Here is a 25049-nt window from a genome sequence, read left to right on the forward strand (position 1 = left end):
GTGGGTTTAATTCCCCAGATACACACGAATGGTCGAACCACTTGGAACTTTCACACCGGCTTCAGGCGCCTGTGTGATCACTTTGGATCCGCTCCCACTGACTTCCACTTCCAAATTCAAGAGCATTTGTTTTAATTCTTTTTTCTCCATTCCTGTCACATCCGGAATTTCTACCAACGGTTCATCCGGCCAGGAATATTCTTTTTCCAACCCATCTTTTCTAGGTTCCACTCCTAAGGCACGTAAGCTGTCACCCATGATGTTCCCGACAATCGGCGCAGCGACGACGCCACCGAACTGAACGGTATTTTTCGGGTTATCAATGGCAAGATATACGACTAGTTCAGGATCATCGGCTGGAGCAAAACCGATGAAGGATACGATGTGGTTATTTTCCATGTATCTGCCGTCTGGACCGACTTTTTGAGCGGTCCCGGTCTTCCCGCCGACACGATACCCTTCCACATAGGCCCCTCTTCCTGTTCCTTTGGCCACAACACTCTCAAGAGCACGACGTATTTCTGCCGATGTTTCTTCAGAGATGATTCTCTCTTTCAACTTCGGTTCATTTTTTTCTAACGTTTCACCAGTGGTTGGATCGAGCCACGCTTCCTGAATATAAGGCTCGTAATAATACCCTCCATTCACTGCTGCTGCGACAGCCATGACCTGCTGGATTGGTGTGACGGATACCCCTTGTCCGAAAGCTGTCGTCGCCTGCTCTACAGGACCGACGTTTTCCGGTTTGAACAGGATCCCTTTTCCCTCTCCTTCAAGGTCGATACCGGTCTTCTCACCGAAGCCGAATCGATCGATATATTCAAAAAGCTTCTCTGTGCCGAGGCGCTGACCGAGGGTGACAAACCCAGGGTTACAGGAGTTTTGGACAACTTCCAGGAAAGTCTGATCCCCGTGCCCGCCTCGCTTCCAACAACGAAGAGTCGCTCCGTCTACTTTAATTGATCCCGAGTCGTGGAAGTGTTCGTCATCAAGGTCGACAAGATCCTCTTCCAGAGCTGCAGCAAGGGTGATAATTTTGAACGTGGAACCAGGCTCGTACGTGCTCCACACAGGTAAATTCCGGTTATAGACCTCTGGTTTCACTTCCTGATAGTTGGCTGGGTCAAAATTAGGACGAGTCGCCATCCCCACCACTTTCCCTGTATCAGGATCCACCGCTAACGCCACTGCTCCATCAGGGTTGTATCTAGCCTGAGCGATATCAAGCTCGCGTTCCATAATCGATTGGACCTTGTAATCAATTGTCAATTGCAGGTCTTTTCCATCTTCGGGCGGCTTATAAATATCTGCCATATCCGGCATCCTCTTCCCTTTGGCATCGGAGAAAAAAGACAACGCTCCTTTTTCACCCCTCAATTCATCATCATAGTACGCTTCTAAGCCAAGCAGCCCCTGATTATCTATGCCGCTGAACCCAAGCACATGCGAAAGGAAAGAGCCGTGAGGATAATATCTCTTCGAGTCTTCGGCAATGTACACACCAGGCATCTGCAATGACTGGATCGCCTCCGCCTGTTCCTCACTTATTTTACGTCCCTCCGGGTGAATTCTTTCAATCGAGGTCACTTTCGTCACGTGAGAATAAGCCTTCTCTTCACTCATGTCCAAAATCTGAGCGAGGCTTTTTGCTGTCTGCTCCGCATCTTTGATTTGTCTCGGTACCACCATAACGGTCGGAGCTGATTGATTACCGACGAGCACTTCACCATTCGAATCGAGAATCTTCCCCCGCTCCGGTTCGAAAGTAATATCACGGCTCCATGATTCCTCCGCCTTTGAAATCAGGAAGTCACTTAAGAAGAACTGGACGTATCCAAGCCTCCCTGCGATGACAAAAAAAATAACCATTCCAACAAGAAAGACAGCGACTAACCGTTTCTTTACGACCACTTGTGATACTCGTCTCATCTTAATAACTCCTTTTTGAAGTCAATAGAGTCAGCTTGTATCACTATATGCAATCTAGAAACGATTAGAACACTGCCTGGAATGGTGTCACTCCTCTCTTGGAGGAGCTAATTCTACGACTAAATAGCCGCCTTCTTTTATGCTGGATCCTTCAGGGATGCTTTGCTTTTCTACAAAGCCGTTCCCCATCGTCTCGATATTCAGATTGAAATGTTTCACAAGTCTATGCACATCTCGTGCTGAATAACCGGTCAAGTCAGGCATGGTCGGTTTGTCTGTAATGACCATGACCCTTTGATTCTCTACAACTTTTGAGCCTGGCTGTGGAAGAACAGCTGTCACCTCGCCACCGTTACCAATGACTTCTACACTCTTGAACGTTTGTTTCAACTCATCTTTTGCCGTAGACGTACCTTTTCCTATTACATCTGGAACAGTCAATGGTGAAATTGATTCATCCACCTCTTTATCTGGTTGGATATCCATGTAATGGAGACTGTTTTCAAGTACAGTCCTGGTAATGTATGAAACAGGTTCAGAACCTAACTCCGTAACTTCCAGATCCGGCTGCTGAACAGCGACATACATGAGAAGTTCAGGATCCTCCTTGGGAGCCATCCCCATGAAGGAGAAGATGTAGTTATTACGCCCCGTCAAATAACGCCCATTCTCAATCATCTGAGCGGTACCTGTCTTGCCTGCGAGCGTGTAATCATCCAATTTGAACGATTGGGCGGTTCCTTGTTCAGACGTGACGACTGTTCCCATAAGTTCGCGCATTTGCTTTGCCGTGCTTTCAGAAATAGGCTGTCCAATCTCTTCCGGTTTGTTTTCCTTCAACACTTCACCGGTTTCACTTGAGGTGATTTTAGACAGCATATAAGGGCGCATCATTTTGCCATCATTCGCGACAGATGTCGCTGCCGTCATCAATTGAATAGCCGTAAATGTGGAACCCTGCCCAAATGAAGTCGTCGCCTGTTCAGACGCCTTATTGAAAACAAAGCGGCCGTTCTTTTCATTCGGAAGATCAATGCCTGTCTGTTCATCAAAGTGAAAATCGGTCAAATATTTTCGTAGTTTCGTAGGCCCCAGAACCTCGAGGGCAATCTTAGATGAAGCTACATTGGAAGAACGTTGAAATCCTTCGTCAAAAGAGATCATGCCCCATCCCTCATCATTGTTATGATCCCCAATGGTATGACCGGGAACTTTATACGTTCCGGACTTGAACATATCACTTCCGTTATATAGTCCTTCTTCCATCGCTGCAGCCCACGTGAAAATTTTCATTGTGGAGCCTGGTTCGAAGGTATAGGAAACAAGATCGTTATACCAGTTATCCACCTCACCTATATTGTTCGGGTTATAACTCGGACGGTTACTCATCGCTAAAATTTCACCGGTATCCGGGTCCATGACCGCTGCCATGATCTTTTCCGGATTATACTGTTCATCCACCTGTGATAAAGCATCTTCCAAGAATGTTTGAATCTTTTGGTCGATGGTCAAATGGACATCGTTCCCGTTTTCAGGTTCTGTCATCACTTCGTTCGGATCTAACAGTTTCGTTCCGTACTTGTCCCGTTCATAACTGATCTTACCCTTTTCTTCCTGCAGATGTTCTTCCATCTGCTTCTCAACCCCTGTCACGCCGTTGATGTTTCCATCCTGACTTCGGGCAAACCCAATGACATGGGAAGCAAATTTCCCATTAGGGTAATAGCGTTTGGACTCTTGTTTGAATGCAATGCCGTTCAACTCAAGATCTTCAATTTCTTCTTTGGTCTCCTGGGAAATGGAACGTCCGTTGGAACCGAATTCGACTTGAAAGCGTTCATTTTCCTGGCCTTCTTCAATCGTCGTTCTAATTTCACTCGCTTCCATATCAAGCAGTGGAGCGAGTTTATCTGCTGTCTCCCCCGGATCCGTAACGTGCCTCGGTGGATCGAGGTTAGCGGAATACTCAGGGTCTACAATGGCATAAAGTCTATAAGTAGGACGATCATAGGCAAGTACCATGCCATTTTTATCAAAGATTTTACCTCTGTCTGCATCGATTTCATAAGAGCTTGTCCGGATGTCTTCCGCCCATTTTTGCAAATCGACACCTTCCACTGTCTCTGCTGTCTCAATATAAATGAAACGCCCCGCAATGATGAAAAATACAATCGCAAAGGCGACCATCAAAAATGCGGAGCTTTTATTATTGTTGCTTTTTTTCATTAGGAAATCACCAGCCGTTACTCGTTATTGATTTTACCGGCTTGCTTCACTTGTGCATTTTGGATATTCAATCCATTTTCTTTAGCAATGCTCAAAATCCGATCCGGGTTACTGAGTTCTTTCACCTGATAAGCTAGATTTTCGTTGAGAGACTCCTGTTGTTGGATCTCTTGTTCAAGCCCGCGGATATCACGGTTGATCGTATCTGTTTGAGCAGATGTCTGCACTAAAAACACCGACGCTGCAAGCACTGCAGTCGTTGCAAACGAATAGAGGAACTTCTCCCCTGTACTAATCCATTTCTTCTTTTTATGTACCTTTACTTTCGCCTGTTTTTGTCTTTCAGGCTGCTGTAAAGGCTGCTGTTTTCTAATCTGTTCAGCACTCATGTTTGTTTCCACCCTTCATTAAATTCAAATTCCTTATTCCAAGGTTTGACTTTCTCGACAATCCTCAGTTTCGCAGAACGTGAACGACGATTCTCTTCGAGTTCTGACTCATCGGCTACAATAGGTTTTCGGCTGACCAATTGAAAAGGTGGCTGTTTATCTTCCGGGATCATTGGGATGTTCCTCGGCAATGGAGGGTTTGTACTCCATTTCTTGAACGCCTGCTTGCATAGACGATCCTCTAGAGAGTGGAAAGTGATGACGGCAATCCGTCCACCGATCCCAACGACTCTTGCTGCCTGATGAAGGCTGTCCTGAAAAGCTCCAAGCTCATCATTGACTGCAATACGGATGGCCTGAAAAACCCTTTTGCCAGGGTGTCCGCCTTTTCTTCTGGCAGGTGCAGGAATCCCTTCCTTGATGAGTTCCACCAATTCTCCTGTTGTTTCAATCGTTTTCTCTTTTCTTGCTGCTTCAATCTTTCTTGCAATTTGTTTCGAAAATTTCTCTTCTCCGTATTTGAAGAAGATTCGGACAAGGTCCTCGTAGGGCCACTCATTGACAACTTCTTTCGCACTAAGTTCTGCTTCCTGGTTCATCCGCATATCGAGCGGAGCATCCTGATGGTAGCTGAATCCTCGCTCTTCTACATCCAATTGGGGACTGGAAACGCCAAGGTCGTAAATAATACCATCGACTTCCGTTACCTCAAGTTCTGCTAATTTCTCTTCCAATTGACGGAAGTTGGCATGGACGAAAGTAACACGGTCCTGATAATCCTCCAGGCGGTCTTTTGCAGCTTTCAAGGCCACCTCATCCTGATCGAAAGATATCAATCGGCCATTCCCTTTCAAGGCTTTGGCAATCGCTTCGGAATGCCCTCCGCCTCCTAAGGTGCAGTCGACATAAATGCCTTCTGGGTCCAAATCTAAATGTTGTATGGTTTCACTTTTTAATACACTGTAATGTTCAAACATGGTTTCACTCGTTTCTATCGATCAGATATCAAAATCCAACATATTTTCTGCGATCTCTGAGAAGGAATCTTCAGATGCCTCGAAGTAACTTTCCCATTCATCATGACTCCAAAACTCGATCCTATTGGATACGCCGATGACGACACATTCTTTTTCCAGTGATGCATATTTCCTGAGAGGTTGTGGAATGTTGATTCTTCCTTGCTTGTCTACTTCACACTCAACAGCACCAGAGAAGAAAAAGCGGGTGAAAGCGCGGGCATCTTTTTTTGTTAAGGGGAGTTTTTTCAGCTTCTCTTCAAGCAGCTTCCACTCGTTCATAGGATAAGCAAACAAGCACTGATCTAAACCTCGAGTGAGAACAAAGCTGTCACCAAGGTCCGGGCGGAATTTCGAGGGTACGATGATCCGTCCTTTTGTATCAATGTTGTGTTGAAATTCACCCATGAACATAGAGTTCCCCCACCTTCTAATTTCACCTTACCACATCGCCCCACTTTTCTCCACTTACTTTTTTATCATTCTATTCCCATGAAAAAAATCCTGCCCGTGAAGGCAAGATTTTAAGGGGTTTGTTCATATTTTTTCGTGGTGGGGGATGGTGGAGGACCTTCCCTACAAATATACGACATAATGATCGTTTCTAAAGCTCAAATGATGTCTGTTCATCTGCTGAAACACCGTCGTTCCGTACTTGTTTACCCATGGGACGATGCTCCACATCCTCTCCTGAAGTCCACCACCAGGATGAAGGGTCCATTCCATATTTTCAAACTGATCCATTTCATGTTGATGACGGGATTCCATCGTATGGTTGATCCGTTTTTCTAGAAAATCGATGTTTTCCAAAATATACTCCAAATTTTTCTCCGCAAGCTGACCGAGGTCTGCACCGAGTGTCGCAGATTTTTCGCGAAGTGGAGCATGGACGGCGTTTATTTCTTTCTTCACCTGCTCAGTTAGATGATGAATCTGAGGGGTGCTTTGGGAAGCGATCCAATTCATCTTCTTTTCTCTCACTCCAGAGCGGATCGCTTCATCCGTTGGAATATGAAATTTTTCTAACTGCTGGCCTGTCTTCCTGTCAATCATCGTAAAGGATAGACGCGGAAGAACAGGCGGCATACACAACCCCGCTGCTTCAAAAGCTGGCTTTAAAACAGACCAGTAATTGATTTCTCCCGGACCTCCGATAAAGGCGAGGACTGGGAAAAGCGCCTCCTGCATCAACGGTCTTGTTACTACGTTATTACTGAGAAGCTCCGGTGTTTCTTCAGCGATCTTCAATAGCTCTGCTTCACCAAGGACGACTTCATTGTTTTTGCCTCGAAAATTCCCTTCTTCATCGCGTACAAGGAGAACTCTTTCTCCTTCGAAACTATAGAACAAGTGGGCGTCATCCAGCTCGCTGTCAAGGATAGTCTCATACCCTTCCTGGCGGTTTTTCTGCAAGACAGCGTACACACCACTAGCCATTTCTCTATTTTTTTCAATCATCGTACTGAAGTAGGGCGTTTCAAGGCGGCGCAGTTCCGGGTCATGAGCATCGATTAAAACGAGTCCATCATCAGGGAAAAGATGATAAACCACTTTGGCAAAAAAGTCACTGTAACTGTCCGATTCTTTTAATAACCTTTCCATTTCTTTATAAAAGTCATGCGTGTGCTCTGTTTCCTTCACCATTCCGAAAACGTCCTTCAACCAGGCAGAAGCTTTTTGTTGATCGATGGTAATCTCAGAAACGGAAGCTTTCGTCTCAGGGGTATGATCGATGGTCATCTTTTCCATACCGCTTCCCTGCTTCATCATGACATGGTGAATCTCATCAAAATCGTGATCCTCCCCAGCAATCCAAAAAACAGGAATGACCGGTTTTCCAAGATCACGTTCCTTTTCTTTTGTCAGCTGCAGAACGGATATGATTTTATGGACGGAATAGAGCGGACCTGTAAGCAGGCCGGCTTGCTGGCCAGCAATGACGACGACACTCTCTTCATCTTTCAGCTTTTCAATATTGTTAAGGGTTTTCTCAGGAGCTTCCCACCGTCGATTCATTCGATTCAGCACTTCAGAAAGCTCAGCCCTTTGATACGTTTGATTCCTTATTTCAGATAACCGACGCTCCCAAGTAGATTCTTCAAACGGGTGGTGGTTAAACCGATCAGCTATTTTTTGATAATTGTTTTTATAGTCACGAAACAATGTTTGTTTCGGTTCGAGTTTAATCGGTTCGATGCGCATCTCTATACGACTCCTTTATCGGCAATAATTACATGATTAATTATGTATCCTATTGTATTGTACAAAAAACCACCACAGACTTCACATTATCTGTTTGAAACCTCTAAATTCCATATAAGCTCCCTTTACTTGAAGACTCAGTTTCGAGATGACCGGGGTTCGTTGCCTAGGTTGAGCGTCAGGGGGTTGGGAAGCTACTCGCTTTCCTGTGGGGGAGTGGCGAGCTTCCTCGGGCTAACGCCCTGCGGGATCTCGCCTATCTCCTTTCTCCCACGGGAGTCTCGCAGCTTCCCAACCACCCCATTCGATGCATGTGAGAAACGAACCCCATTACCAAATTGGATTGTCTTCCGCTCTTCTCGATTGAGGCATAAAACGCTCTGTATCAAGTTTTCAGGATTTTAATACCTGAGCATAGAGTTTTATCCTTGTACTCCCAACAAACTAAATAGCAGATTATTAGGGAAGTGGTTTCGAGACACTTATATAGAAGAGGGCGGAGGGGAATGGCGAGACTCCTGCGGGGAAAAAGTGCAGGGTGAGACCCCACAGGACGAAGTCCGAGGAGGCTCATCACTCGCCCACGGAAAGCGAACCTTTTCCCGGAGCCCCTAAATCCACACAAACATCTCGAAAACGAGTCTTCCACAATCCTGCCATATTCTTTAATAACTAATAAGGAAAACTAACATGTGAAGAAGTCTTTAACATGTATAAGCACAGCCTTTTTCTTTGGGCTGTGCTTATCAATTGCTTTCATTATTTTATGTCGGACTGAGGAATTCATGTAAAAGCTTTGTTCAGGCACTAACTGAAAAAGACTCTTGTTACGAGTCCAAAGGTACTCAAGCCCATATAGAATAGAATGAATAAGAGGAAACTCACACGCCAGAATCCTTTGAGCGCGCGGAAGAGCCGGACTTCTTCGTTTATTTTGTATTGCGCTACCATCGACATACCTAAGAGGATCAAAAGGAAGATAATGATGAACGGAAGAAAGCTGCGGTCAAACAAGACGGTAAGGAGAACATGAACCGACATAATAAAGATAGGCGCAGTATAGTTCGCTGTACGGTGCAAGGCTTTTAACTTATGCTTGCTCCACTTTCTCGCACATAAGTAGAAAACCACCAGGAAAGGAATAGGCAGGGTAAGCAGAAACGCAATCGTATAGATAATCAGATCACTCATCTTTTTCGCATCCCCCTTTCATATTCGAGTGCATGAATGGCATGCACGACGAAGTGATGGTAAGGAAGTGGGTTTTTCCCATGATCGAGGATGTAGCCACTGATGCTGTCCACTTCTGTCAGCCTGTTTTCCGTGATGTCCTTTAACATCGAGGAATGATTTTCTCCTGTTGTTTCGGCGATTCTTTTCACCCGCTCCCATTCTTCAAAAAAGGAAAGGCCTAGAACGGAGCAAGCTTCTTTGCACAACATGCGGGCCAGTTCATTTATGGATGGATTCGTGAGGATAGAACGATTTGGTTGAGAGAAAAGTGCAGTAAGAGGATTAATCACCGTGTTTATGATTAATTTGCTCTTTAACATAGGCTCATATTGTTCTTTATAAACGACCGGAAAGTTTGCTGTATGTAATTCTTTTGCCAGGGATCTTCCATGAGTGGGCTCCATTCTTCTATAGGCGGCTATTTGAATATTTCCTATCCCTCTATGATCGACTTCGTTTGAACTTTTAGCTAATGCCCCGTGTTCGATGACACCGACAGCGCTTTTCAAACTGGTTCGTGATAGTTTCTCCAAATGCCCCATCCCGTTTTGAAGGAATAAATATGGGGCGTCACTAGGAAGGTCTTGTTCTAAAAAGTCATCCATCGCATGTTGTTTGATGGTAACCACCCATAAGTCGTAACCTTCTCTCATTTGTGTAACAAGATGCGCATAAACGGGCACAGGTTCTGTGAACTGTTCGCATATTATGCCTTCCTCCGCAAGGGTTTTTCTTTGTTCTTCCTTTTTAACAAACATATGCACTTCGTGCTGTTCACCTAAATAGGCCCCTGCCAATAATCCTATGGAACCAGCCCCTATGATACCGATTTTCATGATTCTCTCCTCATTTCGTACTAATCTGCTTCACTATTGTAGCAGATTCCTAAACGATATTGCAGTCGATTCTTGTCCAATGTATTATTATTCATTTCATTCTGAAAATTTTTATATTATAATATGGATATAGACAGATATTTGAAAGGGGATTCTTTCATGATGACGAAAACAAGAGTTCAACCTTTGTTGGTCAACTATAAGACACTTGAGGAGTTTAAGCGGTTCAAAGAATATGGGAACCAGGAACTTGCGATGCTCGAGGACTTAGAGAGCAATATTGTGGAAAACGATAGTGAGTCGCCATTTTACGGAGTGTATTATGGAAGCGCTTTAGTTGCCCGCATGAGTTTATATCGAGTGAAAGCGAAGTATGATCATTATTTCACTCCTTCCCAGGACTACCTGGAACTGTGGAAACTTGAGGTTCTTCCGGATTACCGCGGGCTCGGATATGGAAAAGCGCTCGTAGAATTCGCTAAAAGCTTTGATCTGCCAATTAAAACGAATCCTAGAATCAATTCTCATGGATTTTGGGAGAAGATGGGTTTCCAGAAAGCTAATTATGATGTAGAACGCGACCTCGGGGAGAATCCATTGATCTGGATGCCTTCAGGCGTGGAAGAAAGAGATATAAACGCATAAAATATGAATGAGGCCGCTACACAATGTTGTAGGGGCCTTTATTTATGATGGTAAATAATATGAATGGCAGGTGAAAGAATCGTTCAAACACCACTCTCACTTTTTCTTTTTTCTCTTACCCAATGCACAAGTTTATCCATTTCATTCCACGCAGCTTCCCACTGTTTCAATTCTTCTCTAAGCTTCTCATTATCTTCATTGAGCTTTTTCAGCTGGGTTTCTAAATTCTCTTTCCCATAATCTTCAAACTGCTTGGATCTCATTTCTTTCAGAAACGAGATAGCCGCGTCCAAAGACATGGGTGCATCGTCAGAAGACTTGGAGGATGAATAAATTGTCCGTGTGGCTTTACGGCTGTTTTTCGCTTCCTGGATCTCTTTCTGATATTCTTTCCTTACAGTCGCATTCCATCTGAATCCACAGGCAGCCGGCGTCCTGTGCAATTGTTCAGCCACTTCCTGGAAAGCTTCCAGCTGCGTCTTCCCTTCACGAATGTGCTTTAAAACCGTCGTTGCCAATAAAAGATCTTCCTCGTCCTTCCAGGCATCTTGTCTAGGGGCATCCATAGCATCCCTCCTCTATCGTTTGCTTATAGTTATGCAGGAGGAATGATTGATAGAATCCCATTTCTCATCTTTTTCTCTTAGCTTCAAAGTTTCGAACCGCTTCTTTATGCTCCTCCGACTCCCATAATAAGGAGCATTGCTTAACCTCACGCCCCATACGTTCAGAGAGTGTTTGGAAATCTAAGTGATCCAAAAACTGTTGCTTAAAGATTCTCATTTGTTCAGGGGTTTTAGTGAGAAACGATGAAAAAATTTCTTCACCCCAGTTTACTGTAATCATCTTATGTAACCATCCTATTCGATAGACTCGCTCCGCTGAGTACATGTCAGCATCCATTAACCAATGAGCTGCTATGTCACAGTTTACCCGCTGATATAGGAGAGTGCCTCCTCCCCATCCAGGGATAATGCCTAAATTAGCTTGCACGAAACCAAAAGAAGCGTTCTCTATTCCATATCTAAAATCACAGGCCGTAGCAATTTCACATCCGCCTCCCCTTGCTTGGCCGTTTAATACGGCAATCGTTGGGACAGGGAACGTAGCCAATTCATACAGGACTTCTTTCATCGGATGCAGCGTCGCGTAAGCTTCTTCAGCATTCATTTCTCCATGAAGTTCACGCAAGTCTCCCCCTGCACAAAAAGCACGATCACCAGCACCCGTGACGACAAGGAACTTCAGGTTTTCTTTCTTCAACTCTATAATTGCTTGATAAAATTCTTTCGTCATTTGTTTAGAAATGGCATTCATCTTTTCCGGCCGGTTCAAGGTTAAAACCGCATAGCCTTCTTTTTTCTCTACTAAAATTAGTTGTGACACTACCTCCACCCCTTCCTATACTAATGTACCAGAAATTTATAGAATTTGTTCAACTATATGGCAGGATTGTATAATACTCGATTTCGAGATGTTTGTGCGCGTGTAGGGGCTCCGGGAAACAGTTCGCTGTCCATGGGGCGGGCGGTGAGCCTCCTCAGGCTACGCCTTCCGGGGTCTCACCTGTCCCACACGTCCCATAGGAGTCTTACCGTTCCCCTCCGCCCCTTAGCCGTATAAGTGTCTCGAAACCACTTCTAGAATATGCTGTTATTCAGCTTGGTGGGAGTATAAGGATAAAACTCCCATGCCCAGGCATTTGAATCCTGGGAGCTTGATGCAGCGCGCTTTATGCTTATTACAGTAGTATAGTGGAAGGCAATCCAAATTAGTAAAGGGGTTCGTTTCTCACATTCATCGAATGGGGTGGTTGGGAAGCTGCGAGACTCCCGCGGGAATGGATGGGCTGGCGAGACCCCACAGAGCGGAGCCGTCATCCCCGCAGGAAAGCGAGTAGCTTCCCAGCCACCCCTGACGCTCAAACTCAGCAACGAAACCCAAAAGCATCTCGAAACTGAGTCTTCAAGAAAAGGGGGCGTTAGTGGAAGAGTTTGTGGACATAAAAAAAGACCTGACGGATGTCAGGCCTTTTTTTGATAAACTTAGTCGTTTACCACTTGTTTTCCATTATATTGTCCACAAGATTTGCAAACATGGTGTGGTTTTGAGTACTCGCCACAGTTATCACACTGAACCATTCCTGGTGCGTGAAGTTTTTTGTGAGTACGACGTTGGTTTTTGACTTTCTTAGACGTTTTACGCTTAGGTACTGCCATGTTGTACACCTCCTTTAAGGGATTTCTGAGAACCATAACATATTGTTTTACTCGTTCTCTTCTTCATTTAATAATGATTGCAGTTTAGCCATTCGAGGATCCACTTTCTTTTCCTCTGGTTCCTCTGTAACCACCTGCCAGCCTTTCCCTTCCTGGGGGGCTGCTTCATGAGCCTCATCATCATTGGAAAAAACGCGAGTCGGAATCTCCAACTGTACATTTTCCTTGATATAAGGCGTTAAGTCAAGCACTTCTCCATTCACGGAATGAACTTCAGAGTCATCTTCTTCTGTATGGTAAGGTGACAGATTAAATGCCTCCAGAGCATCAATGTGAAATGGATAAGTCACATCAACTAACGTTCGGGCACAAGGCAACACCATTTCTCCATCAATTGAAAAAGTTACCGTTATATCATTTCCTCGAGTCATTGCTTGACCTTTGACATGAACAGGGGAAATCCTGCGAATGTCATTGTTCAGTTGTGCTAATTCGCGAATATCTACGTCATCCTCAAAGTAGAACGGCTCATCACCTGTCTGCTTGAGTTTTTGTAGAGGAAATTTCATAGTTATCACCTCATGGCAACAAGAGTTATTGTAAAAGGATTTCGCTGATTTGTCAATATTTTTTCTTTACAGCATATCCTTATTCTCGTGCGGTTTTAGTAAGATTCTCATATTTCACGGTCAGGAATGCGAAATTTCCATAGTATCATGATAAAATAAACCAAACACTTGTTCAATAGTAAAGAATCAGATGGGAGGATCTTTTGTGAAATCATGTGGAGTAGTTGTTGAATATAATCCTTTTCATAATGGACATCTTTATCATTTGGAAGAATCGAAAAAACATGCAGAGGCCGACTGCATGATCGCTATCATGAGTGGTAACTTTTTACAGCGCGGAGAGCCTGCTATCATCGATAAATGGCATCGTACAAAAGCCGCCCTTCATGGTGGTGCCGACCTTGTCCTTGAGCTTCCTTTCCTTTATGCGGTTCAACACAGCGATTATTTCAGCCAGGGAGCTATCCAGACGCTTGCAGAAGTTGGAGTGGACAGCGTTTGTTTCGGGAGTGAAAACGGCAGAATCGCTGCTTTCACAGAGGCCTTTGAGCATATGAACAAACACCAGGAAGAGTATGATGTGACCGTCAGAAGGTATTTGAATGAAGGATATGCCTATCCAGAGGCCTCCCGCCTTGGATATGAATCCATTGCTTTCCCCTCCGGTTCCATTGACCTCACACAGCCGAATAACATTCTTGGTTACAGTTACGTAAAACAACTTCTTACTTATGCTCCTGATATCAAACCACTTACCGTCTTACGAAAAAATAATCACTACCATGATGAAGAGATCCATGGAAAGATTGCAAGTGCTACGAGCATTCGAAAAGAACTGTTTGAAGAAGGTCGGATGACAGAAAAGGCTGAACAGTCTCTTCCCCCTTCGACGAGAGAGGTTTTACATCAGTACAAAAACAGCCAGGGTCTCTGGCACGATTGGGAAGCTTATTTTCACCTGCTTCAATACAAGATCATGACAATGGAGGAAAGTACCCTCCGCTGTTTCCATGGGGTCGACGAAGGTTTGGAATATCGTTTAAAAAGGACAATCAAAGAAGCTGCAACGTTCCATCAGTTTATCTCATCATTAAAGACGAAGAGGTACACGTGGACAAGACTTCAGCGAACCCTTGCCCATATCCTTGTTGGAACGGACAAGCAAGAGGCGCGCGTTCTTTTAAGAGAAACACCGCCTCCTTACGCAAGGGTCCTGGGCATGTCAGAAACTGGAAAAAAATATTTACGTTCCGTAAAAAAAGAAGCCTCTATCCCGCTCATCACTCAACCTCAGCAGTTGGAACATGAACTGCTAACCTTGGAAGCCAGAGCCGCTGCTGCTTATTACAGTGTCTTAACTCCTGAGCGTAGAGTGGATCAACTGAAACGAGAATACGGACCACCTGTAATCCATTCTTAACCGGTATAGCATACATCTCCCCTAGGAGCGTACTCGATGCGGTTTTACGGGAGCTTACAACTAATAAAAGTTCACAGTATAGAATTGATTCCATGATAAAAACAGCCGCTCCTCCTTCGGAGCGGCTGTTTTTTATGCTTCCTGTTTCGGTTCTAATTCCTGCAGATAATCCAGCGCATCCTGGAATGTATCCACGGGAACGACTTTCATTTCGGTATCGATTTCTTCCGCCGTTTCTTTAGCGATTTGATAATTGGACCCTTCTCTTCCCTCTTCATTCGGAGCAAAGAAAATATCGGCACCATGATCAGAAGCGGCTACCACTTTCTTATCAATGCCTCCGATTCTGCCTACCTGTCCTTCATAATTGATTTCTCCAGTACCTGCAATTTCATATCCTTTTGTGATATCCGGTTCTGTCAATTGATCGTAAATTTCCAGTGAAAACATCAACCCGGCACTCGGCCCTCCGATTTCACCACTTTTAACATTCACTTTCGGATTCACATCCACCGTCCGGTCAGTCACAAGGGAAATGCCGACACCGACTTTGTCAGGGTTATCAGGGAAAGGAGCCAGTTCAAGTTCCCGTTCGATTGTTTCCTCATCTCTCACAATGGTAAGCATCACAGACTCCCCTTCGCCCTTGTTGCTCACATAGTCGATCAAGTCGCTTGTCTCTTGAATGTCCTGTCCATCGACTTTCACAATCTGATCGCCCGTTTCTAAGATTTCTTCCGCCGGCATGCCTTCGATTACGTTCATGACATAAACGCCTTCGTAGTTGATGTCAATTTCTTTGCCGGCTGCTTGATAGGCGACGACTTTGGAGGCTTCTTGAGATGATTCCATCATTTGTAGCTGCGCATGGAAGTACTCTTCCTCCGAAACCCCTTCCGGACGGATGTCTTCTATAGGATAGATTTGATGGAATGGACGTACCTGGGCAAGGACCCATTGAATGGGTGTCGCTTGTCCACCACGTACGGTTACAAGGTGCATGTCCCCTTCACTGTCGAAACCGCCTTCGACTTCGACAATGTCATTCAGCGCATCCGCTGTTCCCGGCTTATAAATATAATAAGGGAGGCGGAAAGCCCCCAGAAATGCCACGATAAGTACGGTTATTATTCCGGTAATAATCAGTCTACGATTTGCTTTCATTCGTCATTTGACTCCTTCCACGCAGCGAGCTTCTTCTTTATTTCTTCTATAACTTCTTCCGCTGCTTTCTCCCCCGCCTCTACAATTTCCTGGATCTTCGTAAAAGCCCGGGAGCTGAACTTCGATACATCCGGCTTGATCATCACATCTGCATCAGAGGAGACACCAATCGCTGTGACTAATTCATCCTGCATAATATCGATGCTCTGTGTGATGACATCATAGATGGAATTAATGTTTGGGTCGGAATCAAAATGCGCACAATCCACAGCAATAATGAATGCGGCCCCCATATCTTTCACCACGGATACAGGTACACGGTCAATGACCCCACCGTCAATATATAGACGATCTTCAATTTTTTCTGGAACAAAGATCCCGGGAATCGCAATGCTTGCCCTGACTGCTTCACTGGCAGGACCTGTCGTAAAGATTTTTTTCTCTCCTGCATAAAGATCCGTGGCGACAATGGACATTGGTGTTTGAAAATCCTCAATGTTCTTTCCGAACGTGAAAAGCCGGATGTATTCTTTGATCCTTTTCCCTTGCACGAATCCCATTTTCGGAACGGTGAAATCCAAATAATACTTCCGTTTAAACGTAAAGGCGAGTTTATACATATCTTCGATTCTTTGTCCGGCAGCAAAAAAAGAGCCGACGAGCGCCCCCATGCTGCTTCCTGCAATGAAATCAACGGGAATATCATGTTCACGGAGGACCTTCAGAACACCCAAGTGTGCAAAACCACGTGCTCCTCCAGAACCTAAAGCCAATCCGATCTTTGGTCTCGCCACTCGTCATTCCTCCTTCATCCATGTGGTTTATTTTATGGAATAAACCATTCCCTTATGAGCGTACACATGGAATATAGACAACCTGTGAGCACGCGTCGAAATCTATACCCATTCTACTATTCCTATGATGAGAAGTACAGAAAACACCCATGTCTAAGGAGGCGTTCTCGATTTCCAAATTGAAAACCTTCGCATTGACGCTGCTCGCTTCGGCGCTTGCGGTTTCCTTGATTTTATATCCACGTGATGCCCTGTCCGCTAGTCTCAGGGGCCTTGATCTTTGGTGGGAAATCGTCTTCCCTTCCCTTTTACCATTTTTTATTACGGCAGAATTTTTAATCGGCTTCGGTGTTGTCCACGGGCTCGGCGCCCTTAGTGAACGGTTTATGAGACCATTGTTCAATGTCCCTGGTTGTGGCGGGTTCGTTTGGGTGATGGGAATGGCAAGTGGCTATCCATCCGGAGCGAAATGGACCGCCGATCTGCGTAAGAAAGGACAAGTAACCCGTGCAGAAGCTGAGAGACTTGTCGCCTTCACCAACGCATCCAGTCCACTTTTCATTTTCGGGGCGATCGCTGTAGGCTTCTTCCACGATGCAAGCCTTGGAATTCTCATTGCCATAGCCCATTACGGTGGGAATTTCCTAGTGGGCATTGGTATGCGCTTTTATAAAAGGAAGGACCAGGAACGAAGCATGGACCGGGGTTCTGCTTCATGGAAGGATGCTTTCGGTAAAATGCACCAATCCCGGCTCGAGGATGGCCGGACGCTGGGGAAATTGATGGGTGATGCGGTAACACGTTCAGTAGACACGCTTCTTATGGTCGGTGGTTTTATTATGCTTTTTTCTGTTCTCACGGAATTGTTGAAGCAGACGGGAGCCATTCATATTTTTTCGCATTTGCTCTTTTATACAGGACTGCCGGAAACCTTTCATGTTCCCTTTACTGCCGGTATGTTGGAACTTACAACCGGTATCGGTGCGATTACTGAAACGCATGAGCCATTGCTCGCTCAGCTTTTGATCGTAAGCTTCATTCTCGGTTTTCACGGGTTTTCCATTCAGGCACAAATCGCAAGCATCCTCGCCGAAACGGACATTGGGTTCAAACCGTATGCACTCGCAAGGATTGCTCATGGATTTGTTGCTGCAGGTCTGATATATGTGTTGTATTTCATTTACCGTCCTTTTCAACAACAAAGCATGCCGATCTGGAATCCGAACGAAAACTTCACAACCCCCATTCTCGAATTTTTCAATCATTACGGACCGCCGATTACTTTGCTCATGATCATGCTTATGATCGGGGTGAAATGGAACAGTGAGCGGAAAACAAAAAAACGATCCCTACGCATATAATTCGTAGAGATCGTTTTTGTTTTACCTTTAAAATTTTTCTGAAAGAGCTTTTTCTACGGGCGGAGGAACAAGGTCACTGATGTTCGCTCGGTATTTGGCCACCTCTTTAACGATGCTTGAACTCAAGAAAGAATATTGATTGTTTGTCATTACGAAAAACGTTTCAATGTCTTCATTCAATTTCCGGTTCATGGAAGTGATCTGCATTTCATATTCAAAGTCACTCACGGCCCTCAAACCTCGAATAATCGCATGCGCTCCTTTTTCCTCCGCATAATCCATCAAAAGGCCACTGCAGGCATCTACGGATACATTGCCGATATCTTTTGTTACTTCTTCCAGCAATTCTTTGCGTTCGTTCACATCAAATAGAGGAGATTTACTTTGATTGTTGAAAACAGCCACAATGACGTGATCAAAGACTTTCGCCCCTCTTCGGATAATATCCAAATGTCCATATGTAACGGGATCGAAACTTCCCGGGCAAATCGCAATACGTGTCATACCCTTCTCTCCTTACTCAAAAATCGATACACCAATATTACTCCCGTAATGATCGGTTTTCATACGTTTCAGACGCCCCACTTCTTCAGGTATTTTCTCTGAAGCATCGTGTTCACAAACGATGGTCGCATGAGCTGCAACCAAATCAAATTCTAAAAGCGCTTCCATTAAGTCCTGATAAGAAAACTTCTTATAGGGTGGATCCAGGAAAATATAATCGAACGTCAATCCCCGTTTTCCAGCCGCCTTGATTGCGCGCATGGCATCGGTTTTAAAAACTTCAGTACGCTCATTGATGTTGAGCGTTTTTATATTTTCATAAATGGTTTGGATCGCTTTTTGCTGTTGATCGACGAACACACAAGAGTCCACACCACGGCTCAAAGCTTCGATACCAAGACCACCGCTCCCAGCGAATAGATCCAAAGCTTTACCACCCTCAAAAAATGGTCCAATTCCATGAAAGACCGCTTCCTTCACCTTATCTGTCGTCGGTCTGGTTTTATGTGTAGGGACAGATTTCAACGGACGTCCCTTAAATTCACCAGCAATCACTCGCATCCTGTACACCTCACTTGTCATCATTCCCCATAATCCTACCACAAAACAGACGTCGCAGGGAAGTTCTAAAGCGGAAGTGCCTTGGGCAGCCCCGACAAGCTTAAGAACAAATGTGCAGTGAAGCGTTTTTCTTCACGGAACATTTGGGCTTAAGACCTCGAGGGGCTAGGCACTGGAGCTGGATGGGATAGGGTGTGGAAGTGCCCTGGGAGACACGACAAGCATAAGCAAATCTGCGGAGTGACGGGCTTTGCCACAGAGCAGAGTTGCTTATGCCTCGAGTGTCTCCCAGGGCACTGGAACCGGATGATTAGGGTGTGGAAGGACCCTGTGAGCCCGAAAACTACATAATATTGTACATTTTTTTAAAACCAGTGAATAATCAAGTTCAGCAACGTACATACTAGCACTTGAAGCGGATGATACTGCTTCTGAAAACGGAGAAGGCTTACATCCCCATAAGCTCTTCCTCCGGTTTCTCCTCTCCCTTTACTTTTTTGTTTCATCTCTGATGAATCAGAAAAGCAGGGTCGCCCGTGATGGGCGACCCTATTTTTTTTGCCATTAATACGGTTTGGTCGTAAGGGATATATCAAACAACTCCTGAAAATCCTGCCACTTTATATACGGAGAATTCTCGACCATGATCAATAACTCCTCCCCCATACCAAAACTTTCTTTATTAACGATAAACGTCGGTTGATCAACATAAAAGCGATACTCATTTCCAATAACCTCTAAACGATAGACCGCGCTTTTCTCGATTTCCGTAAGTTCATAATCCAGTACAGTGCTGATATCGATTAATGAAACATAGGGCGCTCCATGATAATGAACAAAATGATTTGTGACAAGCTGCTCATTATAAAAAACACGTTTGTCTTCCACGAAGTAGAGGTTATCTTTTGTAGGAGCGTCAAAGTCTTGAAAATAGGAGGTTTCTGCTCCGTACACGGTAGACAATGCGCGATCAAGGAATAGTCCTAAATCCTCTACGTTTTCAGCTCCCAGCAGATGTTTCTTCCATAACGTAAGCTCTTCATTGGATAGCGAGGCTGCTATTTCATTGGCCATCACTGTTTGCTTTTCTGTAAAAACATCTAAGAGGGTCTTCAACTCCCAAGGTTTTTTTTCTCCAGTGACATTTCTCAAATGTGCCACTACATATTCTGCTTGCATCTTCTTTACATTTCTTCCTTCTATCTTTATAAGGTTGTCCGACACTTTAGTTTCGGACTGATCCAGCTGAATCAAAACAGGACCTGTCGACTCTATAAAGGATTGTAACTCCTGTTTGACTTCAACCGAAAGTTCTGTTCCTGCTTCATATGTAACTATACTATTTCCTTTTTTCCATAAGGAGGCTTCTCCTTTTCTTATAAGAGGCAATGATTCATCCATGGAGGGAAACTTATAATAACGCAGGTTCTCCATTGGGATATCACTTTTTTTAGCGGAAGGAACAAGCCATGGGTCTTTCATCTCATCCAAATCATGTATGGTCAATGAAAATGGGGACTGCATCACACGATTTTCTTTTTTCAATACAAGCAACCAATCATGGATGACCTCGTTCTCGGGCATTGGCATTGTATAATCTACAAGAACTTCTCCTTCGGTTTCTATAATCATATCAGGGGTTGCTTGATTGGTTATACGACAGGGTGACTCTTTTTGTGAACACCCGATTCCTGCTGCTTTTTCCGGAACCTCAAGCGTATAGATTCCTGGTTTTAAATGTTCATATGTATAAGCGAACTGCAGCTTGTTCTCACTGACCGTCATAGTAACGTCCAGATTAAGATAATTGCTGACCTTTTCACTACCCGCTTCTGCTCGGTCCCACTGATAAAGAAGCATGAGGGTGGACACACTGAGAAGTAAAGTGAGCGGAATCCATATGCGCTTCATCCTGCTCCCCTCCTTTTCCAATTTACATGCACAAAGTTTCGTGCTACCTTTAATTTGATTGTTTAATAGTCTGCTCTGGTAAATCTCAATGTTTATTCCTGATAAGCTCCCTATTCTTGAAGACTCCGTTTCGAGACGTTAGTTGAGTGGAAGGGGGCATCGGGGGATGACTCGCTTTCCGCGGGAGCGCGTTGAGCCTCCTCGGACTGCGTCCTGTGGGGTCTCACCATGCACTTTTTTCCCGCAGGAGTCTCGCCATTCCCCTCCGCCCCTTGGCCATATAAATACCTCGAAACCCCATTCGGAATAAGCTGCTTTAGTCACATGGTAATTGGAGAGCGATTAACTCCAAAAGCCCTATTCTTCATGCGGAAAGCTGATAATAGAGACTTTATACTTATGAAACCGAGATAGTGGAAGGCACCTTCCCAGTGAAGGGTTCGTTTCTCTCTTACATCGAATGGGGTGGTTGGGAAGCTGCGAGACTCCCGTGGGAGAAGGAGATAGGCGAGATCCCGCAAGGCGATAGCCTGAGGAAGCTCGGCGCTCCCCCACAGGAAAGTGTTCAAATGCGGAATCGCCCTGGTAGACACGACTGGCATAAGCCGAACAGCAACGGAATGTGCTTTTCATTCCTTTGCTGTTCGGCTTATGACGCGAGTGTCTGGGCGATGGAGCTAGACGAGTTGCTTCCCAGCCACCCCTGACGCCCAACAGGGTAACGAACCCCGGAAACATCTCGTTACTGAGTCTTACACAATCCGTCCATATACTTGAATAACTAATAATCAATGAGTATCAGAGCTGATAAGAAAGGATGTACATATCTATGATACAAAAATTCATCGAACTTGGCGAAGGGTATGCGGATATTTATGAACTGATCGACCTCGGCACGCGGATGCCTGAACGTATTCAGCATGCCATCGCTTTTTACAGTGAAAAAAACGGCGTACCCGTCGCTTCCTTATCTTTAGTGATGAAGCCTGCGCATAACGATAAATTCCAGCCCATCTATATTTGCAGGGAAGGCGTGCCCAACCCGCATGAAAAGCCGAACCAACGCTTTGATATGTATAAAGAAATGGTCGAACAGGCAGGAAAAGAAATCGCCGAATTCACCATCAAACCTTCCAACCTCTTTCCTGAAACCGAGCTTTTTTACCAGCATCTAATCGGGATTCTTCGAATGAATAAATTTATTGCACCATTAAGCTGAAGCATCACCATTATGGGCTTTACAGCATCAAAAAAGCGTCCGCTCAAGAAGCAGACGCTTTTTTTGTAGATCAGATGCCCATCTTATAATCGTACTGTTTGGCTTTGTCAGGCTTCGCCCCTTCATATTCTGTGCGAACCTCCGGTTTATAAGAGGGTACGACACGGGAAACGAATGGTAAGCGTTCAAGTTTTTCCATTTTAAACTCGATATCTTCCTGATTCACATACAATAAGGCATACTTCATTTTTTTAGATGCGTGGATCAAATGTCCATGTTTCTTGATCTGTCGGATGTTTTTCATATGTTGAAAATATACGATTAGTCCTTGTCGTTTCGTTCGGATCATTGTTTGACTCTACTCCCCATCGAACATAATAGATTAACGTCAGTTTACCAAATATCCCCGCTTACGGCAATGAGGAGGTTGGTGTTCATGCTCACAGACCATGAACGGGCATCCCTTGTTTTTGAAGAGCTCTTACAAAAATCGGACAAAATCCATACGGTGATTTTAAAAAAGGTCGCTGGTATTCCTTTCGTCTATTTGCAGCCGGAAAAAGGTACAACGAAGAAAGATGTGGAAGAAACATTAAAGTGGTGTGCATCGAAGGCGATGAAAGGAAAACGCCTGACTCTTGCGATGAGCTATGTACGCAAGAATCAGGCGCTCTATGTTTATCGTGTCCGCTTTTTAGTTCCCCAGCGTAAAATGTTCTGCTGTGGGAACTTATGCGACGACTGTATTCGTTTTACTGATCCTTAAGATGCGCAACCACAGCTGCCGCCACTTCCGCATCCACCACTGCAACCTGTGTCGGTAAGCGCCATGCCATTTTTCGGCACTTTGATTTGCTCACTTACACTGAAAGCTACACTTTCGCTGATTTCATCCAGCAGTTTCTGGATATTGCGTTCAGCTTTTTTAAAGTGGGCTACCGTTTCATGCATGTCCATCTCTCTTTTTACGGAGCGGACTTTTTTCATGATGGTATTGTAATCGGGATGATAACGTCCGAAACGTTGCACATCCTCATAGTGTTCTTTCATATCTGCAAAGCTTTTAATGAGCCTTTGCGCCTCTTTATCGTTCTCAAGAGCATTCTTTGCCTCTTGGTACTCTTGCATGGTGTCTGAATGCATGACCATCTGGCCAATCGATTCCGAGTGGTCCAGCAGATCGACAATCTCCATTGTAGCTAGCATAGTACATGTCCACCTCCACTTTCTATCTTATCAAATAGGAAAGCAGATGGAAATGAAAGATCTTTTCCATCTGCCCTGTTTTTTAATAATAAGGGTATTCCATTTCCTTCTGATTCTTTCCTGATTCTTTCTTGACATTGGTGATCAGCTGTTGAAATTGCCCTATTGCTCCGTTCAGTTCATCGATTTGCCTTGAAACCTCTTCCCAATTGATTTCTTCCATCAGGCCACCCAGCTGCTTGATCCAGTCCATCTTTGCTGTAGCACTTTCTTTTTTTTCAGATGGAAGAGAATCCCAAAAAGGGTCATCTTCGCCGAGGATCATATACTTCTCGTAATAACTTTGGATCAATTTATGATTTTTCCTCAACTCGCCCTTCACTTTTGAGTGTTTGTTGACAAAGGCTTTGAACTGCTGGACGCTCGGGTGCAATTCATTTGTACTCATCCCTTTTACACCTCACTGTAAGAACTACAGTATAGCCTATGCAGAAAAGAAACGGGCGTTCATGGGACAGTCAAGAAATTCTGTGTATAATACCGCTGATGAACGCCTACTCCCAGGTGTGTATAAAGAGGATCAAGAAGGGCTTTTCTGTGTCCTGGACTGTTCAGCCATCCATGAACCGCTGCGGTAGCATCTACATATTGGGAAGCAATATTTTCACCAGCTCGCACATAGGATATTTCACCCAGTCGCTCTTTCAAACCTTCTCCATTCTGCGAATAGTGAGAAAAATACTTATTCTGATTCATATCCCGACTATGTGCGTAAGCAACGAAAGAGGCTTCTTCATGTGCCAGAAGGGGGCCGGATTCATGGAGAGCTCGGACGCCATTGGTAATGGATAGGATTTGTGCTTCCATGCCATCTTCAATTCTTTGCCATGCTTTCTTGTCCAAAACCTCTTGAATAGGAAGGGTACCTCGATATACGACTTTGTAAGGCTGATGTTTGAGAAGGACATCATTTCTCAACATCCGAATGGCAAAAATTTCATCGGTCACGTTGTCAAAGTATAACTGTGCTGACCATCGTTCTCCTAAAGAGATCACAGGTCTTTCGACGATATCCTTTTCTGTCAGCTTCAAGGTGTACGCTCCTTCACTATCCAGACGATAGGACGATTCAAAAGGATAAGACTCTGCGACCTCTTCGTAAGAATCTTGCACACGAACGGGCCCATCCTCTATTTTAAAAAGAACCCCTGTCACCACTTCTCTGTCCTGCACACCAAACTGCATCTCGATCTCCTCTTCAGAACCATAAACCCACCAATCATATCCATATTCACTAAGGTCTTTCCTCAGCGGTTCCCCTATTTCCTCCAATAAGGCGTCAGAGGATACTCCACGAAAAGAGAAAAAGTCCGCACCTTTCTCGGTCTGGGGCTCGCCAACCGTTTCTATGGTAGGTTCTGAAAACTCCTGAACTACCTGCTCCTCTAGAGGAGAGTCAAATAGTAGGTACACCCCCATTAAAATAAGAGTAACCAAACATAAGATCACGAATTTTTTTATCATATCGGACCCCTCATCAAAGACTATTTTATTTTATGTATAAGCGAATCAACTGGAGGCTATGATTAGAAAGAGATGATTGCACCCTTTCATAAGACGAAAAGAGCCTGCTCCCTTAGAAGCA

At 44.6% G+C, this 25049-nt stretch carries 26 protein-coding genes; 5 read left to right on the forward strand and 21 right to left on the reverse strand.

Annotated features, from left to right (window positions below; genetic code table 11):
- Nucleotides 1–6 precede the first annotated feature (6 nt).
- The 8 genes from ACQ4XT_RS16745 to ACQ4XT_RS16780 all read right to left on the reverse strand — a co-directional run bounded on the left by ACQ4XT_RS16745 (nt 7) and on the right by ACQ4XT_RS16780 (nt 9831).
- Nucleotides 7–1929 carry a stage V sporulation protein D gene (locus tag ACQ4XT_RS16745; RefSeq protein ID WP_446854647.1) on the reverse strand — a complete coding sequence of 641 codons (1923 nt, stop codon included), beginning with the start codon at nt 1927–1929 and terminating at the stop codon, nt 7–9.
- Nucleotides 1930–2016: 87 nt separating this feature from the next.
- Complete coding sequence (locus ACQ4XT_RS16750; RefSeq protein ID WP_446854648.1) at nt 2017–4155, reverse strand: penicillin-binding protein; 2139 nt, start codon at nt 4153–4155, stop codon at nt 2017–2019.
- Nucleotides 4156–4172: 17 nt separating this feature from the next.
- Nucleotides 4173–4544 (reverse strand): cell division protein FtsL, encoded by a 372-nt coding sequence (gene ftsL, locus ACQ4XT_RS16755; RefSeq protein ID WP_146818696.1) that lies wholly within the window; start codon nt 4542–4544, stop codon nt 4173–4175.
- Nucleotides 4541–5521 (reverse strand): 16S rRNA (cytosine(1402)-N(4))-methyltransferase RsmH, encoded by a 981-nt coding sequence (gene rsmH, locus ACQ4XT_RS16760; RefSeq protein ID WP_446854649.1) that lies wholly within the window; start codon nt 5519–5521, stop codon nt 4541–4543. Before rsmH ends, ftsL begins: the two co-directional genes overlap by 4 nt.
- Nucleotides 5522–5542: 21 nt before the next feature.
- Nucleotides 5543–5974: a division/cell wall cluster transcriptional repressor MraZ gene (mraZ, locus tag ACQ4XT_RS16765; RefSeq protein ID WP_160912596.1), complete on the reverse strand. Its 432-nt coding sequence runs from the start codon at nt 5972–5974 to the stop codon at nt 5543–5545.
- Nucleotides 5975–6136: 162 nt separating this feature from the next.
- Nucleotides 6137–7762, reverse strand: a complete 1626-nt coding sequence (gene bshC / locus ACQ4XT_RS16770) for a bacillithiol biosynthesis cysteine-adding enzyme BshC (protein ID WP_446854650.1) — start codon at nt 7760–7762, stop codon at nt 6137–6139.
- A gap of 807 nt (nt 7763–8569) precedes the next feature.
- Nucleotides 8570–8953 (reverse strand): DUF3397 domain-containing protein, encoded by a 384-nt coding sequence (locus ACQ4XT_RS16775; RefSeq protein WP_446854651.1) that lies wholly within the window; start codon nt 8951–8953, stop codon nt 8570–8572.
- Entirely contained in the window at nt 8950–9831 is an 882-nt protein-coding gene (locus tag ACQ4XT_RS16780; RefSeq protein ID WP_446854652.1) for a ketopantoate reductase family protein, read from the reverse strand. Before ACQ4XT_RS16780 ends, ACQ4XT_RS16775 begins: the two co-directional genes overlap by 4 nt.
- 159 nt (nt 9832–9990) lie before the next feature.
- Between ACQ4XT_RS16780 and ACQ4XT_RS16785 the strand changes: the two genes are divergently transcribed.
- A complete protein-coding gene (locus ACQ4XT_RS16785; protein WP_446854653.1) occupies nt 9991–10476 on the forward strand; it encodes an N-acetyltransferase in 486 nt (161 codons plus the stop codon).
- 83 nt (nt 10477–10559) lie between these two features.
- Here ACQ4XT_RS16785 and ACQ4XT_RS16790 read toward each other — a convergent pair whose 3' ends face one another.
- The 4 genes from ACQ4XT_RS16790 to ACQ4XT_RS16805 form a co-directional block, all read right to left on the reverse strand.
- The gene (locus tag ACQ4XT_RS16790; RefSeq protein WP_146818688.1) at nt 10560–11042 is read right to left on the reverse strand and encodes an RsfA family transcriptional regulator; all 483 of its coding nucleotides are present in this window, start codon (nt 11040–11042) and stop codon (nt 10560–10562) included.
- Nucleotides 11043–11106: 64 nt separating this feature from the next.
- A complete protein-coding gene (locus tag ACQ4XT_RS16795) occupies nt 11107–11862 on the reverse strand; it encodes an enoyl-CoA hydratase/isomerase family protein (RefSeq protein ID WP_446854654.1) in 756 nt (251 codons plus the stop codon).
- Nucleotides 11863–12521: 659 nt separating this feature from the next.
- The gene (rpmF, locus tag ACQ4XT_RS16800) at nt 12522–12695 is read right to left on the reverse strand and encodes a 50S ribosomal protein L32 (RefSeq protein WP_035505553.1); all 174 of its coding nucleotides are present in this window, start codon (nt 12693–12695) and stop codon (nt 12522–12524) included.
- 47 nt (nt 12696–12742) lie between these two features.
- Nucleotides 12743–13264, reverse strand: coding sequence for a YceD family protein (locus ACQ4XT_RS16805; RefSeq protein ID WP_160913018.1), 522 nt, complete (start codon nt 13262–13264; stop codon nt 12743–12745).
- 205 nt (nt 13265–13469) lie between these two features.
- On the opposite strand from ACQ4XT_RS16805, the gene ACQ4XT_RS16810 reads away from it, so the two are divergent.
- Complete coding sequence (locus tag ACQ4XT_RS16810; RefSeq protein ID WP_446854655.1) at nt 13470–14684, forward strand: nucleotidyltransferase; 1215 nt, start codon at nt 13470–13472, stop codon at nt 14682–14684.
- A 132-nt stretch (nt 14685–14816) separates the two neighbouring features.
- Here the strand turns inward: ACQ4XT_RS16810 and ACQ4XT_RS16815 are convergent, their stop codons facing one another.
- Together ACQ4XT_RS16815 and ACQ4XT_RS16820 are read right to left on the reverse strand one after the other, a co-directional pair.
- Nucleotides 14817–15848: a SepM family pheromone-processing serine protease gene (locus ACQ4XT_RS16815; protein WP_446854656.1), complete on the reverse strand. Its 1032-nt coding sequence runs from the start codon at nt 15846–15848 to the stop codon at nt 14817–14819.
- Complete coding sequence (locus ACQ4XT_RS16820; RefSeq protein WP_446854657.1) at nt 15845–16642, reverse strand: patatin-like phospholipase family protein; 798 nt, start codon at nt 16640–16642, stop codon at nt 15845–15847. Before ACQ4XT_RS16820 ends, ACQ4XT_RS16815 begins: the two co-directional genes overlap by 4 nt.
- A 149-nt stretch (nt 16643–16791) precedes the next feature.
- On the opposite strand from ACQ4XT_RS16820, the gene spoVV reads away from it, so the two are divergent.
- Complete coding sequence (gene spoVV, locus ACQ4XT_RS16825; RefSeq protein WP_446854658.1) at nt 16792–18003, forward strand: dipicolinic acid transporter SpoVV; 1212 nt, start codon at nt 16792–16794, stop codon at nt 18001–18003.
- A 27-nt stretch (nt 18004–18030) separates the two neighbouring features.
- On the opposite strand, the gene coaD is transcribed toward spoVV, so the two are convergent.
- The 3 genes from coaD to ACQ4XT_RS16840 all read right to left on the reverse strand — a co-directional run bounded on the left by coaD (nt 18031) and on the right by ACQ4XT_RS16840 (nt 20979).
- Entirely contained in the window at nt 18031–18507 is a 477-nt protein-coding gene (coaD, locus tag ACQ4XT_RS16830; RefSeq protein WP_226589140.1) for a pantetheine-phosphate adenylyltransferase, read from the reverse strand.
- 12 nt (nt 18508–18519) lie between these two features.
- Nucleotides 18520–19068: a 16S rRNA (guanine(966)-N(2))-methyltransferase RsmD gene (rsmD, locus tag ACQ4XT_RS16835; RefSeq protein WP_446855722.1), complete on the reverse strand. Its 549-nt coding sequence runs from the start codon at nt 19066–19068 to the stop codon at nt 18520–18522.
- 564 nt (nt 19069–19632) lie between these two features.
- On the reverse strand, nt 19633–20979 hold the full coding sequence (locus ACQ4XT_RS16840) for a hypothetical protein (RefSeq protein ID WP_446854659.1): 1347 nt from the start codon (nt 20977–20979) through the stop codon (nt 19633–19635).
- Nucleotides 20980–21808: 829 nt separating this feature from the next.
- On the opposite strand from ACQ4XT_RS16840, the gene ACQ4XT_RS16845 reads away from it, so the two are divergent.
- Nucleotides 21809–22198: a DUF7147 family protein gene (locus ACQ4XT_RS16845; protein ID WP_446854660.1), complete on the forward strand. Its 390-nt coding sequence runs from the start codon at nt 21809–21811 to the stop codon at nt 22196–22198.
- Between the two features lie 70 nt (nt 22199–22268).
- On the opposite strand, the gene ACQ4XT_RS16850 is transcribed toward ACQ4XT_RS16845, so the two are convergent.
- Nucleotides 22269–22547, reverse strand: a complete 279-nt coding sequence (locus tag ACQ4XT_RS16850; protein WP_446854661.1) for a YlbG family protein — start codon at nt 22545–22547, stop codon at nt 22269–22271.
- Between the two features lie 87 nt (nt 22548–22634).
- On the opposite strand from ACQ4XT_RS16850, the gene ACQ4XT_RS16855 reads away from it, so the two are divergent.
- Nucleotides 22635–22964: a hypothetical protein gene (locus ACQ4XT_RS16855; protein ID WP_446854662.1), complete on the forward strand. Its 330-nt coding sequence runs from the start codon at nt 22635–22637 to the stop codon at nt 22962–22964.
- Here the strand turns inward: ACQ4XT_RS16855 and ACQ4XT_RS16860 are convergent.
- From ACQ4XT_RS16860 to ACQ4XT_RS16870, 3 genes are all read right to left on the reverse strand, one after another.
- On the reverse strand, nt 22961–23404 hold the full coding sequence (locus ACQ4XT_RS16860) for a YlbF/YmcA family competence regulator (protein ID WP_446854663.1): 444 nt from the start codon (nt 23402–23404) through the stop codon (nt 22961–22963). The two genes, ACQ4XT_RS16855 and ACQ4XT_RS16860, sit on opposite strands and share 4 nt — an antisense overlap.
- A gap of 82 nt (nt 23405–23486) precedes the next feature.
- On the reverse strand, nt 23487–23852 hold the full coding sequence (ylbD, locus tag ACQ4XT_RS16865) for a spore coat protein YlbD (protein WP_446854664.1): 366 nt from the start codon (nt 23850–23852) through the stop codon (nt 23487–23489).
- Between the two features lie 59 nt (nt 23853–23911).
- Complete coding sequence (locus ACQ4XT_RS16870) at nt 23912–24928, reverse strand: CAP domain-containing protein (RefSeq protein WP_446854665.1); 1017 nt, start codon at nt 24926–24928, stop codon at nt 23912–23914.
- Nucleotides 24929–25049 lie beyond the last annotated feature (121 nt).

The sequence above is a fragment of the Halobacillus sp. 12SKB genome, assembly GCF_052941655.1.